Origin of the sequence: Pseudactinotalea suaedae (genome assembly GCF_009733815.1) — a bacterium.
Classification (GTDB): Bacteria; Actinomycetota; Actinomycetes; order Actinomycetales; family Beutenbergiaceae; genus Pseudactinotalea; species Pseudactinotalea suaedae.
In genome coordinates this window covers 78,247-93,742 of sequence record NZ_WNXY01000003.1, presented here as the reverse complement: position 1 = coordinate 93,742, position 15,496 = coordinate 78,247, and the positions used below count along the sequence as shown (strand labels likewise).

Below are 15,496 nucleotides of genomic sequence, written 5' to 3'. Positions count from 1 at the left end.
ACACACGTGGCAGATCCGATCCTTGGCGCGAAGCGGGCAGCCTCGCTGGAGGCGTTCCTCGCCGACTACGACCCGGAGGTGACGCCGCGGTACTCGTCGCCCTCCACGGGCCAGACGGCGCTGTTCGGTGCCCTCGCGAACCGTGATCCGCAGACACGGGTCGCGATCGCGAACCGCCTTCTCGACGACGGCGCTGACGCCTCGGTGGTCACCACGACCGGGACGACACTGCTGCACGTGCTGCTCGGGCAGCGGGCACACGATCCCGCGGGCGAGGCCGCGCTGGTGTCGCGGTTGCTGGACGGCGGCGCCGATGTCAACGCGGCCGACGCCAAGTACGGCGCACCCCTGGCCATGCTCTACAACACCTCGATCTCCGACGAGGAGGCGGTGCCGCTGTACGAGGTGTTCCTCGCACGCGCCGATCTCGACCTCGATGCCCGGGCGACGAGCGCCCGCACGGTGCGCGAGTGGATCATGGATGCCGCGCCACGGAATCGTCCGATCCTGCAGCAGATGGTTCGCGACCGTGAGGCGAGCGGGGGAGCGGCCTGATGACGGAGACCCCGGGCGGCCCGCGGGCCCGCTATCCCGAGTTCATCCCCGCAGCAGGTGCGTGCCTGGCGACGCTCAACGTCCTCAGCGGCGCGGGCAAGGTGCGGTGGATGCAGCGCAAGCCCTCTCGAGGCCCGGCCGACAACGGTTGGCGCATCATGAGCCACATCGACACCAGCGAGTACCTGTCGGATCCGTCGAGCTGGAGGATCACCGACTTCAACCAGGTCTGCGCGATCGAGCCCGCCCTCATCGGGATCTGGGATCTGGCGGTGGGGTCGGAGCTGCAGGTGGTGCGGGACGAGCACGGCATCCGGATCTTCGACACGCCCTCCGGCCAGCCGATCCCCACCGAGAACCTGTACGTCCCGCCGCAGGACCGCGCCTGACCTACTCGAGCGTGGCCTGCGCGGCGGCGAACCGGGCGATCGGGACGCGGTAGGGGGAGCAGGACACGTAGTCGAGGCCGAGGCGCTCGAAGACGGCGATCGAGGCGGGGTCGCCGCCGTGCTCGCCGCAGACGCCGAGCTTGAGGTCGGGCCTGGCGGAGCGCCCACGCTCGGCGCCGAGCTCGACGAGGCCGCCGACGCCGTCGACATCGATGGTGGAGAAGGGGTTGTCGGGCACGACGTCGCTGTCGAGGTAGTGCGACAGGAAGGCGCCCTCGGCGTCGTCCCGGGAGATGCCGACGCCGGTCTGGGTGAGGTCGTTGGTGCCGAAGGAGAAGAAGTCGGCGTGCTCGGCGATCTGATCGGCGACGACGGCGGCCCGGGGGAGCTCGATCATGGTGCCGACGGGGATCTCGAGGCGGCGGCCGGCCCGATCGAACTCGTCCTCGAGGGTGGTCTCGATGATGGCCCGCATCCGGCGCAGCTCTTCGGCGTAGGCCACGAGCGGGACCATGATCTCGACCCGGGGGTCACTCCCTCGATCGGCGACGGCGAAGGCTGCTCGGGCGATCGCTCGCACCTGCATCTGGGGGATCTCGGGGTGCAGCAGGGCAAGGCGGACGCCGCGGGTGCCGAGCATCGGGTTCTGCTCGGTGAGCTTCTTGATCTGGGCCAGCAGGGCGCGGGCGTGCCGGAGGTCGGTGGGGTGGGTGCCCTCGGTGAGCTCGAGTCGCTGGACCTCGAGGGCCTGGTCCACGAGGCTGGGGAGGAACTCGTGCAGCGGCGGGTCGAGCAGCCGGATCGTGACCGGCAGCCCGCTCATCGCTTCGAGGATGGCCTCGAAGTCGGCCTGCTGCATCGGCAGGATCTCCTCGAGCGCGGTGGCGCGTTCGGCGTCGTCGCCGGCCAGGATCATCTTCCTGACAGCCGGCAACCTGTCCTGCTCCATGAACATGTGCTCGGTGCGGCACAGCCCGATGCCTTCGGCGCCGAACTCGCGGGCCTTGGCGGCGTCGGGGCCGTTGTCGGCGTTGGCGCGTACCCCCAGGCGGCGCACCTCGTCGGCCCAGCCGACGACGGCGGCGAAGTCGGCGTTGATCTGCGGCGGCACCAGCTCGAGGGCGCCGGCGAACACCTCGCCGGTGGATCCGTCGAGGGTGATGACGTCACCCTCGGCCAGCGTGACGTCGCCGATCCTGAGGGTCTTGGCGTCGGTGTCGATGCTGATGTCAGAGGCGCCGGCCACGCAGGGCTTGCCCATGCCCCGTGCCACCACGGCGGCGTGGCTGGTCATGCCGCCGTGCGCCGTCAGCACGCCTTGAGCGACCAGGGTGCCGGCGATGTCGTCGGGGGTGGTCTCCCACCGGACCAGCACGACGGCCTCTCCTGCCTTGCCTCGACGTTCGGCGGTGTCGGAGTCGAGCACCACCTCGCCCACCGCAGCGCCGGGGGAGGCGGCCAGGCCGCGGGTGGCCGGGGTCTGTCCGTGGTCGCCGAGCGCGGGGTGCAGCAGCTGATCCAGCTGGGCGGGCTCGATCCGGCCGATCGCCTCCTCGCGGGTGAGGACCCCCTCCTCGACGAGATCGCGCGCGACCTTGAGCGCGGCGGCGGCGGTGCGCTTGCCGGCCCGGGTCTGGAGCAGGTAGAGCACGGTGTCCTCGACCGTGAACTCGATGTCCTGCATGTCGCGGTAGTACGACTCCAAGGTGCCCATGACCTCGAGCAGCTGGGCGTAGGCCTGCGGCAGCACGGCCTCCATCTCGGCCAGCGGTCGGGGTGTGCGGATCCCTGCGACGACGTCCTCGCCCTGGGCGTTCAGCAGGAACTCGCCGTACAGCTCCTTCGCACCGGTCGCCGGGTTGCGCGTGAAGCAGACGCCGGTGGCGGACGTCTCGCCCCGGTTGCCGAACACCATCTGCATGACGTTCACCGCGGTGCCGAGATCGTCCGGGATGCCGTTCGCGCGGCGGTACACGCCCGCCCGCGGGTTCAGCCAGGACCGGAAGACCGCGTCGATCGCACGGCGCAACGCCTCCTGCGGGTCGGCAGGCAGATCCGAGCCGATGTGCGTACGGCTGACGATCTTGAAGACCTCGACCAGCTCACGCAGGTCGTCGGTGGACAGGTCGGTGTCCTGCGCCGCGCCCCGGTCGCGCTTCATCGCCGTCAGTGCATCCTCGTACGCGTGCGCCGGCACGCCCTCGACGACCTCGCCGTACATCTGCAGGAACCGCCGGTAGGAGTCCCACGCGAACCGCGGATCTCCGGCCTCCCGCCCCAACGCCTCGACGGTCGCATCGCTGATGCCGAGGTTGAGGATCGTGTCCATCATCCCCGGCATCGAGACCACCGCACCCGAACGCACCGACACGAGCAACGGCCGCTCCGGGTCGCCCAGACCCCGCCCGGTGCGCTCCTCCAGCCGGGTGAGCGCTGCGAGAGTCTCCTCCCACAGCCCAGCCGGCCACTCGCCGTCGTTCGCCGTGGTGTCGACCGAGGCTGCGGTGCTGACGGTGAACCCGTCCGGGACGGGGACACCCAGGCGCAGCATCTGAGCGACGCCTGCGCCCTTCCCACCGAGGAGGGCCTTCATCGACGCGTCTCCGTCGGCGAGGTCGTACAGGTAGCGCTGCTGCGTCATCGGTCTCACTCCGTCGGGACACGATCCTCACCGGCGCGGTGCCGGCACGTGCGGGCACAGTAGCGGTGCCCTGCGCGGCTGGGGGCTCCGCGGTCGTCGGCCGCCTGCGCCGAATCGATCCACCGTGACGAACCCCACACTCCCGGGTCAGGCGAGCGCGTCCCGCCGCTGCTCGACCACCTCGATGACCCGGATCGCGGCCTCCTCCAGGGCGACCGACGTGGTGTCGATGACCGGGCATCCCAGCCGCCGGAGCACCGCCGCGATCTCGTCGAGCTCGTCGTAGATCTTCGCCAGCTCGGCGTATCCGTCCTTGCCCTGCGTGATGCCCAGCGTGCTCACCCGCCGGCGCCGGATGTCGTGCAGCCGCTGCGGGTCGATCGTCAGCCCGACGATCTTCCACCGGTCCACCTCGAACAGCGCACGCGGAGCGGGCAGCCCGGGCACGAGCGGGATGTTCGTCGTCTTGTAGCCGAGGTAGCCCAGGTACATCGAGAGCGGCGTCTTGCCGGTCCGCGAGACCCCGACCAGCACGATGTCGGCGGCGGACAGGGGATGGGTGAGCTTGCCGTCGTCGTTCGCGATGGCGAACTCCATCGCCTGGATGCGCTTGAAGTAGTCCTCCCCGACCCCGACCGATGTCACCGTGCGTGAGGGTGCCTCGCCGATCGCCTGCTGCAGTGCCGTGACCGCGGGGTCGAGGAGATCCGCGTGCACCAGGCGGCCCTCCGCGCAGAGCTGGGCGAGAAGCGAGCGCATCTGCTCGTCGACGAGGGTCGAGAACACCACGACGGTGCTGGACCGGCCGGCGAGCGGCTCGATCGCCGTCCGCAGCATCGCCTCCGACAGGATCCGCGGGTGTCGCACGATGCGGATCTCGCGATCGGCGTACTGCGCTCTCGCCGCGCGCGCGACCCGCGCGGCCGTGTCGCCCGTCGAGTCTGCGACGACGTGGATCTCGAGCCGCTCCGCCACAGCGCGATCCTCCCACCCTGCCCGTCGTCCCGCGATCGAACCTCCCCGCGGTTGCCCACCGGCTGAGACGCCGGCCCGGGCGGGAATGAGGCGGCACCGGGCGCGCGTTGCGCTCGCCATGGGAACTTCTGAGCCTGCCGCGTCTGCGGGCCCGCCCGTTCGAGTCCAGCCCTCCTTCAGCGGCCGGATCCCGGCCGGTCTGGTGCTGCTGCTGTCGGCGCTCACCGCCGTGGGGCCGCTGACGATCGACCTCTACCTGGCCGCGTTCCCCGAGATCGCGATCGACCTCGGCACCTCCCGCGCGAGCGTGCAGCTCACGATGACGACCACGCTGATCGGGCTGGCGCTCGGTCAGCTCGTCATCGGCTCGCTCTCGGACGCGCTGGGGCGCCGCCGGCCACTGGTCGCGGCGTTCGCCCTGTACGGGGCCACGTCGCTGGCGATCGCGTTCACCACCTCGATCGCCGCGCTCGCCGCCCTGCGCGGGATCCAGGGCTTCGCGGCCGCTGCGGGCATGGTGATGTCGATGGCCATCGTGCGGGACCGGTTCTCGGGTCCGCGGGTCGCCAAGGTCATCGCCCGGCTCATGCTGATCGTGGGTGTCGCGCCGATCCTGGCACCGACGCTGGGCGCGCAGATCCTGCGCTTCGGCGACTGGCGCGCGATGTTCTTCGTGCTCGCGGTGGTCGGAGCTGCGCTGCTGGCCCTCGTGCTCCTGTTCTTGCAGGAGTCCTTGCCCGCGCAGTACCGCCGCTCGGGCGGTATCCGCCCTGCGCTCGCCTCGTACGGGTCCTTGCTCCGGGACCGCTCGTTCGTGGCTCTCGCACTGCTGGCCGGGTTCTACATGGCCGCGATGTTCACCTATGTCTCGACATCGACCTTCGTGTTCCAGGAGGGTTTCGGTCTGACCGCGCAGCAGTTCGCGCTCATCTTCGGTGCGGGTGCCATCGCTGTGACCGCCGGGTCGCAGATCAACGGTGCGCTCGCGGGCAGGGTGACGCCCGAGCGGATCCTGTCCGTGGTGGTGCCCGTCGGCGTCGTGCTGTCGCTGGTGCTCGTGGTCGTGGCGGCGACGGTCGGCAGGACGATCGCCGGCATCGGCCCCCTCGTCGCCGCACTGGTGCTGGTGCTCGGCACCGCCGGCTTCGTGATGCCCTCCGTGCCGGCCATCGCGCTCGAACGGAACGCCCACCAGGCGGGCAGCGCAGCCGCGCTCCTCGGCGCCTCGCAGTTCGGCGTGGGTGCCGCGATCGCACCGGTGACCGGGCTGTTCGGCGAGGTCAGCGCCCTCACCATGGCGGCGGTGATGAGCGGGACCATCCTCGTGGCCGCCGGACTGCTGCTGCTCGTGGCTCGGGGATGGGCGCGCGAGGCACGTCCCGACTCGGCTGTCCAGGACGCGCCGGTCGACGACGGCGTTCCCGCCCTCGCGGTGGAGGGAGCCTGACCCGCTGGGTCAGGTCGCGCTCGAACCCCGCACGATCAGCTCGGGTGTGAAGGTGACCTGCTCGACGTCGTCGAGCCCGGTGCGCAGCAGGATGTCGGCGGCGGTCCAGCCGAGCGTGTGCGTGGGCTGACGCACAGAGGTCAGCGGCGTCGACAGCATCGACGCGAACGAGACGTCGTCGTAGCCCACCACGGCGATGTCGTCAGGCACCGCGACGCCGCCCTCGCGCAGCGCACGCAGGCTGCCGAGCGCGGTCAGGTCGTTGACGCAGAAGATCGCCGTGGGGCGGTCCTCGCGGGCCAGCAGGCGCCGGGTCGCCGCATCGCCGGCATCGGCGTTGAGGTTGTCGACGCTGACCTCGACCAGGGACTCGGCCGGGTCGAGACCGCGCTCGATCAAGGCCTGCACCGCGCCGTCGCGGCGGTCGACGCACTGCCGCAGCGTGAGCGGGCCGTTGACGAACCCGATCCGCTGGTGGCCGAGATCGAGCAGGTGCGAGATGGCGAGCCCACCACCGCTGACGTCGTCGACCGCGACCGAGCCCAGCTCCGGGACCGGCGAGGTGTGGTCGAGCAGCACGACCGGGATCCCCTTCTCGCGCAGCGCGAGCAGGGCGTCGATGCTGCCGTGGGAGGGCGTCGCCAGCACGCCGCGGACGCCGTGCTCGGCGAACAGCCGCAGGTAGCGCGCCTCGCGCTCGGGGTCCTCGTCGGAGCTCGCGAGCATCAGGGTGAGGTCGTCCTCGGCGAGGCGGTCCTCGATGCCGCGGGCGATCTCGGTGAAGAACGGGTTGGCGATGTCGAGGACGACCGCTCCGATCGTGGTGATCTCGCCGCTGCGCAGCTGCCGGGCCGAGGCGTTGCGCACGAACCCGAGGTCCTCGATAGCGGCCAGCACGCGGTCCCGCGTCGCGGTGGCCACCCGGTCCGGCCGGTTCAGCACGTTCGAGACGGTGCCGACCGACACCCCCGCCAGCCGGGCGACGTCGGTGACGCTCGGGCGGCGCACGCGAGCGCTCAGTGCAGCCTCGGGTGTCTCGGTCGACATCGCGCGGCCCCCATCATCAGCGGGCCTCGGCGCCCGGAAGCGATCAGTGTATCGTTTCAACGCGTTCGCCCGCCACCGGTTCACCGCGGCTGGCTCGAGGCCCGCACGATCAGCTCGGGTGTGAACTCGACGTGCTGGGCGCACCGGCCCGGCTCGCCGCGCAGCAGGACGTCGGCGGCGGTCCAGCCGAGCTGTCGCGTCGGTTGCCGGACCGATGTCAGCGGGGTGCTGAGCATCGCCGAGAACATGATGTCGTCGTAGCCGACCACCGCGACGTCGTCGGGCACCGAGACACCGCGGGCGTGCAGGGCCTGCAGCACACCGAGCGCGACGATGTCGTTGACGCAGAGGATGCCGTCGGGCGGCCCGCCGGGGGCGTCGAGGAGGGCGTGGGTGGCGATCCCGGCGAGCTCGGCCGTCATCGGCGCCTGCAGCTCCACCTCGGTCAGCACGCCGGCCAGGTCGAGCTCCCGGGTCAGGATCGCCCGCTCGACGCCGTGATAGCGCGCCTCGCACTGACGCACGGTGTGCGGTCCGTTGAGGAGCGCGAGTCGCGTCCGGCCGCCGTCGAGCAGGTGAGCGGCGGCCAGCGCGCCGCCCGCCACGTCGTCGACCCAGACCGAGTCGAACTCGCGCGAGAAGGAGTCGAGCAGCACGACGTCGGTGCCGCGCTCGCGGATCTCGGCGAGGTAGGACAGGTCGTTGCCCGACGGCGTCACGAGCAGCCCGCGGACGCCCTGCTGCAGGAGCAGGTCGAGGTAGCGGCGCTCGCGTCCGGCGTCCTCGTCGGAGCTCGACAGCATCAGCGTGTAGCCGTCCTGCGAGAGCCGGTCCTCGACGCCGCGGGCCATCTCGGTGAAGAAGGGGTTGGCGAGATCGAGGACCACCGCGCCGATCGTCGTGACCTCGCCGTTGCGCAGCCGCCGGGCGGTGGCGTTCGGGACGTACCCGATCCTCTCGATGACCGCGAGCACGCGTTCCCGGGTGTCCGGCGTCACGGTCGGGCGGTCGTTGAGCACGTTCGAGACGGTGCCGACGGCGACCCCGGCGAGGCGAGCCACGTCCTTGATGGCGGGCTTCTTGCCCCGGGGGATCCCGAGGTCGTCGCCGTCGGGCTGGGCGCCCCTGAGCATGATCTCTCCAGTCGCTGGTGTGGCGTCATCGTAGGGCCGACTCCGCGCCGAGCCGCGCGGGCCGGCTCCGATCGGCCGCGCCGCGTCTTGACAGGTGCCAGGCTGGATTTATAGAGTCGTCTTCACCTGAAACGTTTCAACATCGACGCTGAATCGCTGACCAAGGAGCCATCTCATGAGCACGCTGTCGGACGCCGACGTCCGGTCCGCCCTCGCAGCCCAGACGATCGAGCTGCCCTCCTGGGCGTTCGGGAACTCCGGTACCCGGTTCAAGGTGTTCAGCACCCCCGGCGTCCCGCGCGACCCGTACGAGAAGATCGCCGACGTCGCGCAGGTCAACACCTATACGGGCACCGCGCCGCGCGTCTCGCTGCACATCCCGTGGGACCTCGTCGACGACTTCGACGACCTCGCCCGGCACGCGCGTGCGCACGGTGTCCAGATCGGCGCCATCAACTCGAACGTCTTCCAGGACGAGGACTTCAAGCTCGGCTCGCTCACGCACGCCGACCCCACGATCCGCGCCAAGGCGGTGCGGCACCATCTCGACTGCATCGACGTGATGCGCGCGACCGGCTCCACGGACCTGAAGATCTGGCTGCCGGACGGCACCAACTACCCGGGCCAGGACGACATCCGTTCGCGGCAGGACCGCCTCGCCGAGAGCCTGGCGGAGATCTATGCGGCGCTCGAGCCGCACATGCGGTTGCTGCTGGAGTACAAGTTCTTCGAGCCGTACTTCTACACCACGGACATCCCGGACTGGGGCACCTCGCTGGTGCACTGCATGGCGCTCGGCGACCAGGCGACCGTGGTGCTCGACACCGGTCACCACGCACCCGGCACCAACATCGAGTTCATCGTCGCGCAGCTGCTGCGCGTCGGCCGCCTCGGTGCCTTCGACTTCAACTCGCGCTTCTACGCCGACGACGACCTGATGGTCGGCGCCGCCGACCCGTTCCAGCTGTTCCGGATCATGAACGAGATCGTCATCTCGGACGCCTTGCGTCCCGACTCGGGCGTCAACTTCATGCTCGACCAGTGCCACAACATCGAGGCGAAGATCCAGGGGCAGATCCGTTCGGTCATGAACGTGCAGGAGGCCACCGCGAAGGCGCTGCTCGTCGACCGCGACGCGCTCGCCGAGGCGCAGCGCTCGGGTGACGTGCTCGGCGCCAACGCTGTGCTCATGGACGCCTACAACACCGACGTCCGCCCGCTGCTCGCCGAGGTCCGCGAGGCCAAGGGGCTCGACGGCGACCCGATCGCCGCGTTCCGCGCCTCCGGCTACGTCGAGAAGGTCAGCGAGGAGCGCGTCGGCGGCACCCAGGCGAGCTGGGGAGCCTGAGGCGACCCCTCGCCGTCGGGCAGCCCAGGCCAGACCTCCCTACCCAGATCAGCCACAGGAAGACAGATGACGAACCAGGCAGCAGCCGACCTGATCGCCCGCTCGAACGCGCTCGGGGCCGATCCGCGCAACACCAACTACGCGGGGGGCAACACCTCCGCCAAGGGCACCGACACCGACCCGGTGACCGGCCAGCCCGTGGAGCTGCTGTGGGTGAAGGGGTCGGGCGGCGACCTCGGCACCCTGACCGAGTCGGGGCTGGCCGTGCTCCGGCTCGACCGGATGCGCGCGCTGGTGGACGTCTACCCCGGCGTCGAGCGCGAGGACGAGATGGTCGCCGCGTTCGACTACTGCCTGCACGGCAAGGGCGGGGCCGCACCCTCGATCGACACCGCGATGCACGGGCTCGTCGACGCCGCGCACGTGGACCACCTGCACCCCGACTCGGGCATCGCGATCGCGACCGCCGCCGACGGCGAGGAGCTCACCTCGCGGATCTTCGGGGACAAGGTCGTCTGGGTGCCGTGGCGCCGGCCCGGCTTCCAGCTCGGGCTCGACATCGCCGCCATCAAGGAGGCCAACCCGCAGGCGGTGGGCTGCATCCTCGGGGGACACGGCATCACGGCGTGGGGTGACACCTCGGCGCAGGCGCAGAAGAACTCGCTCTGGATGATCCGCACCGCCGAGAAGTACATCAAGGCGAACAGCAAGAAGAACCCGTTCGGCGCGCGCGTGAAGAAGTACGAGCCGCTGACCAGGGCCAAGCGGCTCGCGCGCGCCGCCGAGCTGGCGCCGCTGCTGCGCGGCGTGGCCTCGCACGACAAGGCGATGGTCGGCAGCTTCACCGACGACAAGGTCGTCCTCGACTTCCTCGCCTCCCGCAACCTCGCGCGACTGGCCGAGCTCGGCACCAGCTGCCCCGACCACTTCCTGCGCACCAAGGTGAAGCCGATGGTGCTGGACCTCGCTCCGGACGCACCGTGGGAGAAGGTCGTCGCCCGCGTCGAGGAGCTGCACCAGGCCTACCGCGCCGACTACGCCGCCTACTACGAGCGACACGCCACCAAGGACAGCCCCGCCATGAGGGGAGCCGATCCGCTGATCGTCCTCGTCCCCGGCATCGGCATGTTCTCCTACGGCAAGGACAAGCAGACCGCCCGGGTGGCCGGCGAGTTCTACATCAACGCCATCAACGTGATGCGCGGCGCCGAGGGGCTCTCGACCTACGCCCCGATCTCGGACAGCGAGAAGTTCCGCATCGAGTACTGGGCGCTGGAGGAGGCGAAGCTGCAGCGGATGCCGAAGCCGAAGCCGCTCGCCTCCCGGATCGCGCTCGTGACCGGCGCCGGTTCCGGGATCGGCAAGGCGATCGCCGAGCGGTTCGCGGCCGAGGGCGCGTGCGTCGTGGTCGCCGACCTCAACGAGGAGAGCGCGGCCGCCGTGGCAGCCGAGCTGGGCGGCCCCGACAAGGCGATCGCGGTGCGCGCCGACGTCACCAGCGAGGCCGACGTGAAGGCGATGCTCGCCGCCGCGAACCTCGCGTTCGGCGGTGTGGACCTCGTGGTCAACAACGCCGGGCTGTCGGTGAGCAAGCCGCTGCTCGAGACCGAGGTCGCCGACTGGGACCTGCAGCACAACGTGATGGCGCGCGGCAGCTTCCTCGTCTCGCGCGAGGCGGCACGCGCGATGATCGCCGCCAAGCTCGGTGGCGACATCATCTACATCAGCTCGAAGAACTCGATCTTCGCCGGCCCGAACAACATCGCCTACTCCGCCACCAAGGCCGACCAGGCGCACCAGGTGCGGCTGCTCGCGGCCGAGCTGGGCGAGCACGGCATCCGCGTCAACGGCATCAACCCCGACGGCGTGGTGCGCGGCTCCGGGATCTTCTCCGGCGGCTGGGGCGCCAAGCGGGCGGCGGTCTACGGCGTGCCGGAGTCCGAGCTCGGCGCCTACTACGCCCGGCGCACCCTCCTCAAGAAGGAGGTGCTCCCCGAGCACGTGGCCGCGGCGGCGTTCGCGATCGCGGGTGGCGACCTGGAGCAGACCACCGGTCTGCACATCCCGGTCGACTCCGGTGTCGCGGCCGCGTTCCTGCGCTGATCCGATGTCCGGAGGTGCTGCCGACACCGGGCCCGGTGCGTTCGTCGCCGTCGACCTGGGGGCCTCGAGCGGTCGGGTGATCCGCGCTGTCGTGGACGCCGAGCCGGCGGGTCCGGCGCTCTCGCTCACCGAGGTCGCCCGGTTCCCCAACGGCGCGTCCCCGGATGCCGAGGGGACGCTGCGCTGGGACCTGACCGGCCTCCTCGAGGCGATCCTCGACGGGTTGACGGCGGCTGGGGAGCAGGGGCCGGTGGCCTCGATCGGGATCGACACCTGGGCCGTGGACTACGGCCTCCTCGACGAGCACGGAGCGCTCCTGGCCGAGCCGGTCGCCTATCGGGACGGCCGGACCGAGGCCGCTGTGCCGCGCGTGCACGAACGGGTCTCCCCGGAGGAGCTGTACGCGATCGGCGGCATGCAGCACCTGCCGTTCAACACGGTCTACCAGCTCGACGCCGAGCAGCAGGGGCAGCTGTGGGACCGGGCGCGCACGGTGCTGCTCGTGCCCGATCTCCTCGCCTACCTGCTGACCGGCGCGCGGGTCGCCGAGCAGACCAACGCCTCCACGACGGCGCTGCTCGACGTCGCCGCCGGTGACTGGTCGCCGCAGCTGCTGCACCGCCTCGGCATCCCGCGCGAGCTGCTGCCCGACGTCGTGCGTCCCGGCACCGTGATCGGCACCCTCACGCCTGCGGTGGCCGAGCGCACCGGCCTGGGCGAGGTCCCGGTCGTGGCGGTGGGATCGCACGACACGGCCTCCGCCGTCGTCGGCGTGCCCGCGCAGCGGGCCGACTTCGCCTACATCTCGTGCGGGACGTGGTCGCTCGTGGGTGTCGAGCTCGACGAGCCGATCCGGACCGAGGCGAGCCGTGCGAAGAACTTCACCAACGAGCTCGGCGTCGACGGCACGGTGCGCTACCTGCGCAACGTCATGGGGCTGTGGGTGCTGCAGGAGTCGCAGCGCACCTGGGCGGAGCGGGGCGAGGCGGTCGAGCTGCAGCAGCTGCTCGCGGATGCTGCCGACGTGCCCGAGCGGCGCACCGTGATCGATGTCGACCACGCCGACTTCCTGCCTCCCGGTGACATGCCCGCACGGATCGCCGCCCATGCGCGTGCCTGTGGACAGCCGGTGCCGACCACGCCCGCCGAGGTGACGCGCTGCATCCTGGACTCGCTCGCGGTGGCCTATCGGCGCGCGGTGCGGGACGCCACCGAGCTCTCCGAGCAGCAGGTCGGCGTCGTCCACGTCGTCGGCGGCGGGTCGCGGAACGCGTTGCTGATGCAGCTGACCGCGGACGCGACCGGGCTCGAGGTGGTCGCCGGTCCGGAGGAGTCGACGGCGCTCGGGAACGCGCTCGTGCAGGCTCGCGCGCTCGGTGCGCTCCCGGACGGCGGTGGCCTGGGTGCGCTGCGGGAGGTCGCCGCGCGGGGCGTCACGCTGGTGAGCTATCGGCCGGCCAGCGACCTCGACCCGCGTGTCTGGGCCGAGGCCGAGGCACGCGTCCACGGCTAGCGGTCGGCCCAGAGGGATCGGCCGCGTGCGGTCAGCAGCGGGACGAAGGCGAGCGCGCCGGCCAGCAGCACGAGCCCACCTGGGCCGCCCTCGCCCCGGTCGAGGTTCGCGATCATGCCGGTCAGGAGCAGCACCACGACGGACCCGACGACTGCGAGGACGACCAGGACGCGGAGCACCCGCGGGGCGCGGGTGCAGGCGGCCCTGCCGCCGATGATCACCAGCCCGCCGAGCAGCCCGAGGGCCACGAGGATCAGGCCGACGAACCCACCGAGGTACAGGATCCCCAGCGTGAGGTCGCTGCCCTCGAGACCGTCGGTCCCGTCGTTGAGGGCGACGAACGGGGTGGTGAGCACCGACCAGGTGGTGCGGTCGTCGTCGAGACCCTCGTGCCCGTACGGCACCAGCAGCCCGGCGACCAGGAGCGCGGCGACCACGAAGCACCATCCGCGCAGCAGCAGCGACTCGAGCGCGTCGGTGCGCCGCTCGAGCTCGTGGACACGCGCGGCGGTGCGCTCGTCAGCGGTCATGCGGCCCCCCGATGTTCGGCACCGCCACCGTAACGGATCCGCAACTACCGGCAACGCGTAGCGGTTCCGGAGCCGGGTGGGGCACGCTGAGCCAGCACGCTTTCGCAGTCGAGAGGACAGATCAGGATGAGGTACGCCGTCGCCGGTACCGGCTCGCGCGCAGGGATGTACGTCGGAGCGCTGACCGGTGACCACGCCGAGGCCGGAGAGCTGGTCGCCTGGTGCGAACCGAACCCGGTGCGGGCCTCGTGGTACGACAACCTGATCTCGGCCGAGCTTCCCCGGTACACGCCGGCCGACCTCGAGAAGATGATCGTCGAGGAGCGTGTCGACCGGCTGGTCGTCACCACTCCCGACCACGCGCACGCCGAGGTGGTGGCGCGCGCGATGCGGGCGGGTGCCGACGTCGTCGTCGAGAAGCCGTTGACGATCTCCGAGGCGGGCTGCCGCCTCATCACCGACGCGATGCGCGAGACCGGCCGCGAGCTCGTGATGACCTTCAACTACCGCTACTCGCCGCGCAACAGCGAGCTGCGCCGGATCATCGCCGAAGGTGAGATCGGCCGCGTGCTCTCGGTGCACTTCGAGTGGGTGCTCGACACGGCCCACGGCGCGGACTACTTCCGCCGCTGGCACCGGCTCAAGGACCGCTCCGGTGGCCTGCTGATCCACAAGTCCAGCCACCACTTCGACCTCGTGAACTGGTGGCTCCAGGACGTCCCGACCCGCGTGTACGCGACCGGTGGCCTGAAGTTCTACGGCCCCGACGGCGCCGGTGCCGCCGGTGCGGGGGAGCGGCCGGCGCGTGGTTCCGAGGGCCGCCCGGACGACCCGTGGTCGCTGGACATCTCGGCCGATGAGAAGCTCAAGGAGCTCTACTACGACGCCGAGAAGCACGACGGCTACATCCGTGACCAGGACGTCTTCGGCCCGGGGATCACGATCGAGGACGACCTGGGCCTGGTGATCGACTACGCCGGCGGCCCGTTCATGACCTATAACCTCACGGCGCACTCGCCGTGGGAGGGCTACCGGGTGTTCGTCAACGGCTCCGAGGGCCGCGCCGAGCTCGAGGTGGTCGAGCGGTCCTTCGTCGAGGCCAAGGGCGCCGTCGTGGACCCCAGCGCCAACGAGGTCGAGCAGGCCGAGGCCACCCGGCCCAAGGGTGCGCGGCTGCTGGTGCAGCGCCACTGGGAGGCCGCGCGCGAGGTCGAGATCCCCGAGGGCATCGGCGGTCACGGTGGTGGCGACGCGTTCCTGCTGCAGGACGTCTTCCAGCCCGGCACCCGCCCCGACCCGTTGCGTCAGGCGGCTGGGGTGCTCGACGGCGTCCGCGCCGTGTGCGTCGGGATCGCCGGCAACGCCTCGCTCGTCTCGGGTCAGGCGGTCCGCATCGCCGACCTCGACCTCGGCGTCGACCCGGCGGCGAGCTCGGTCGAGGCGGGCGCGCCGGCGTGACCCGCTACTGCTTCATCAACCGGGTCCGGCCGGACCGACTGGCGGAGTACACCGCCGCGCACGCCGCGGTCTGGCCCGAGATGCTCGAGGCGCTGCGCGACTCAGGGTGGCGGAACTACTCGCTGTACCTGTCGGAGGACGGCTTGCTGGTGGGTCACTTCGAGTCCGACGACTACGCCGCCGCCCAGGAGGCGATGACCCGCACCGAGGTGAACCCGCGCTGGCAGGCGAGCATGGAGCGGTTCTTCGTCGATCCCGGCAACCCCGACGAGGGCTTCCAGCTGCTCCCCGAGATCTTCCACCTCGAGGACCAGCTCCGGGCGGCGGGCCTGCCCACCGCCTGATCGCGTTGGGATC

Annotated in this window: 13 protein-coding genes; 8 read left to right on the top strand and 5 right to left on the bottom strand. The window is 71.2% G+C overall.

The annotated features are described in order from the left end of the window. Positions 1–6 precede the first annotated feature (6 nt). Positions 7–555 (top strand): hypothetical protein, encoded by a 549-nt coding sequence (locus GPA04_RS05995; protein ID WP_156223180.1) that lies wholly within the window; start codon positions 7–9, stop codon positions 553–555. After that, positions 555–944: a DUF2185 domain-containing protein gene (locus GPA04_RS05990; RefSeq protein ID WP_156223179.1), complete on the top strand. Its 390-nt coding sequence runs from the start codon at positions 555–557 to the stop codon at positions 942–944. The genes GPA04_RS05995 and GPA04_RS05990 overlap by 1 nt, the downstream gene beginning before the upstream one ends. Position 945: 1 nt before the next feature. Here the strand turns inward: GPA04_RS05990 and ppdK are convergent, their stop codons facing one another. Together ppdK and GPA04_RS05980 are read right to left on the bottom strand one after the other, a co-directional pair. After that, on the bottom strand, positions 946–3,585 hold the full coding sequence (ppdK, locus tag GPA04_RS05985) for a pyruvate, phosphate dikinase (RefSeq protein WP_156223178.1): 2,640 nt from the start codon (positions 3,583–3,585) through the stop codon (positions 946–948). 147 nt (positions 3,586–3,732) lie between these two features. Next, a complete protein-coding gene (locus tag GPA04_RS05980) occupies positions 3,733–4,560 on the bottom strand; it encodes a pyruvate, water dikinase regulatory protein (protein ID WP_156223177.1) in 828 nt (275 codons plus the stop codon). A gap of 118 nt (positions 4,561–4,678) precedes the next feature. Here GPA04_RS05980 and GPA04_RS05975 point away from each other — a divergent pair, with 118 nt between their 5' ends. Next, positions 4,679–6,007 (top strand): multidrug effflux MFS transporter, encoded by a 1,329-nt coding sequence (locus GPA04_RS05975; protein ID WP_156223176.1) that lies wholly within the window; start codon positions 4,679–4,681, stop codon positions 6,005–6,007. 9 nt (positions 6,008–6,016) lie between these two features. On the opposite strand, the gene GPA04_RS05970 is transcribed toward GPA04_RS05975, so the two are convergent. Beyond that, positions 6,017–7,054: a LacI family DNA-binding transcriptional regulator gene (locus GPA04_RS05970; protein ID WP_156223175.1), complete on the bottom strand. Its 1,038-nt coding sequence runs from the start codon at positions 7,052–7,054 to the stop codon at positions 6,017–6,019. An 80-nt stretch (positions 7,055–7,134) separates the two neighbouring features. Next, a complete protein-coding gene (locus tag GPA04_RS05965) occupies positions 7,135–8,187 on the bottom strand; it encodes a LacI family DNA-binding transcriptional regulator (protein ID WP_156223174.1) in 1,053 nt (350 codons plus the stop codon). Between the two features lie 175 nt (positions 8,188–8,362). Here GPA04_RS05965 and rhaI point away from each other — a divergent pair, with 175 nt between their 5' ends. The 3 genes from rhaI (at position 8,363) to GPA04_RS05950 (ending at position 13,151) form a co-directional block, all read left to right on the top strand. Beyond that, the gene (gene rhaI / locus GPA04_RS05960; protein ID WP_156223173.1) at positions 8,363–9,535 is read left to right on the top strand and encodes an L-rhamnose isomerase; all 1,173 of its coding nucleotides are present in this window, start codon (positions 8,363–8,365) and stop codon (positions 9,533–9,535) included. 66 nt (positions 9,536–9,601) lie between these two features. Next, positions 9,602–11,638, top strand: coding sequence for a bifunctional aldolase/short-chain dehydrogenase (locus GPA04_RS05955; protein WP_156223172.1), 2,037 nt, complete (start codon positions 9,602–9,604; stop codon positions 11,636–11,638). 4 nt (positions 11,639–11,642) lie between these two features. Beyond that, positions 11,643–13,151, top strand: a complete 1,509-nt coding sequence (locus GPA04_RS05950) for a rhamnulokinase (protein ID WP_156223171.1) — start codon at positions 11,643–11,645, stop codon at positions 13,149–13,151. Here GPA04_RS05950 and GPA04_RS05945 read toward each other — a convergent pair. Then, a complete protein-coding gene (locus GPA04_RS05945) occupies positions 13,148–13,681 on the bottom strand; it encodes a hypothetical protein (RefSeq protein WP_156223170.1) in 534 nt (177 codons plus the stop codon). The two genes, GPA04_RS05950 and GPA04_RS05945, sit on opposite strands and share 4 nt — an antisense overlap. A gap of 126 nt (positions 13,682–13,807) precedes the next feature. On the opposite strand from GPA04_RS05945, the gene GPA04_RS05940 reads away from it, so the two are divergent. Both GPA04_RS05940 and GPA04_RS05935 read left to right on the top strand, forming a co-directional pair. After that, complete coding sequence (locus GPA04_RS05940; protein ID WP_156223169.1) at positions 13,808–15,139, top strand: Gfo/Idh/MocA family protein; 1,332 nt, start codon at positions 13,808–13,810, stop codon at positions 15,137–15,139. Beyond that, positions 15,136–15,483: an L-rhamnose mutarotase gene (locus GPA04_RS05935; protein ID WP_156223168.1), complete on the top strand. Its 348-nt coding sequence runs from the start codon at positions 15,136–15,138 to the stop codon at positions 15,481–15,483. The genes GPA04_RS05940 and GPA04_RS05935 overlap by 4 nt, the downstream gene beginning before the upstream one ends. Positions 15,484–15,496 lie beyond the last annotated feature (13 nt).

Bases quoted from the DNA above. Each gene is read 5' to 3' on its own strand.
- GPA04_RS05990 (WP_156223179.1), top strand. From the start codon at position 555: ATGACGGAGACCCCGGGCGGCCCGCGGGCCCGCTATCCCGAGTTCATC.
- ppdK (WP_156223178.1), bottom strand. From the start codon at position 3,585: ATGACGCAGCAGCGCTACCTGTACGACCTCGCCGACGGAGACGCGTCG.
- GPA04_RS05975 (WP_156223176.1), top strand. From the start codon at position 4,679: ATGGGAACTTCTGAGCCTGCCGCGTCTGCGGGCCCGCCCGTTCGAGTC.
- GPA04_RS05970 (WP_156223175.1), bottom strand. From the start codon at position 7,054: ATGTCGACCGAGACACCCGAGGCTGCACTGAGCGCTCGCGTGCGCCGC.
- GPA04_RS05965 (WP_156223174.1), bottom strand. From the start codon at position 8,187: ATGCTCAGGGGCGCCCAGCCCGACGGCGACGACCTCGGGATCCCCCGG.
- rhaI (WP_156223173.1), top strand. From the start codon at position 8,363: ATGAGCACGCTGTCGGACGCCGACGTCCGGTCCGCCCTCGCAGCCCAG.
- GPA04_RS05955 (WP_156223172.1), top strand. From the start codon at position 9,602: ATGACGAACCAGGCAGCAGCCGACCTGATCGCCCGCTCGAACGCGCTC.
- GPA04_RS05950 (WP_156223171.1), top strand. From the start codon at position 11,643: ATGTCCGGAGGTGCTGCCGACACCGGGCCCGGTGCGTTCGTCGCCGTC.
- GPA04_RS05945 (WP_156223170.1), bottom strand. From the start codon at position 13,681: ATGACCGCTGACGAGCGCACCGCCGCGCGTGTCCACGAGCTCGAGCGG.
- GPA04_RS05940 (WP_156223169.1), top strand. From the start codon at position 13,808: ATGAGGTACGCCGTCGCCGGTACCGGCTCGCGCGCAGGGATGTACGTC.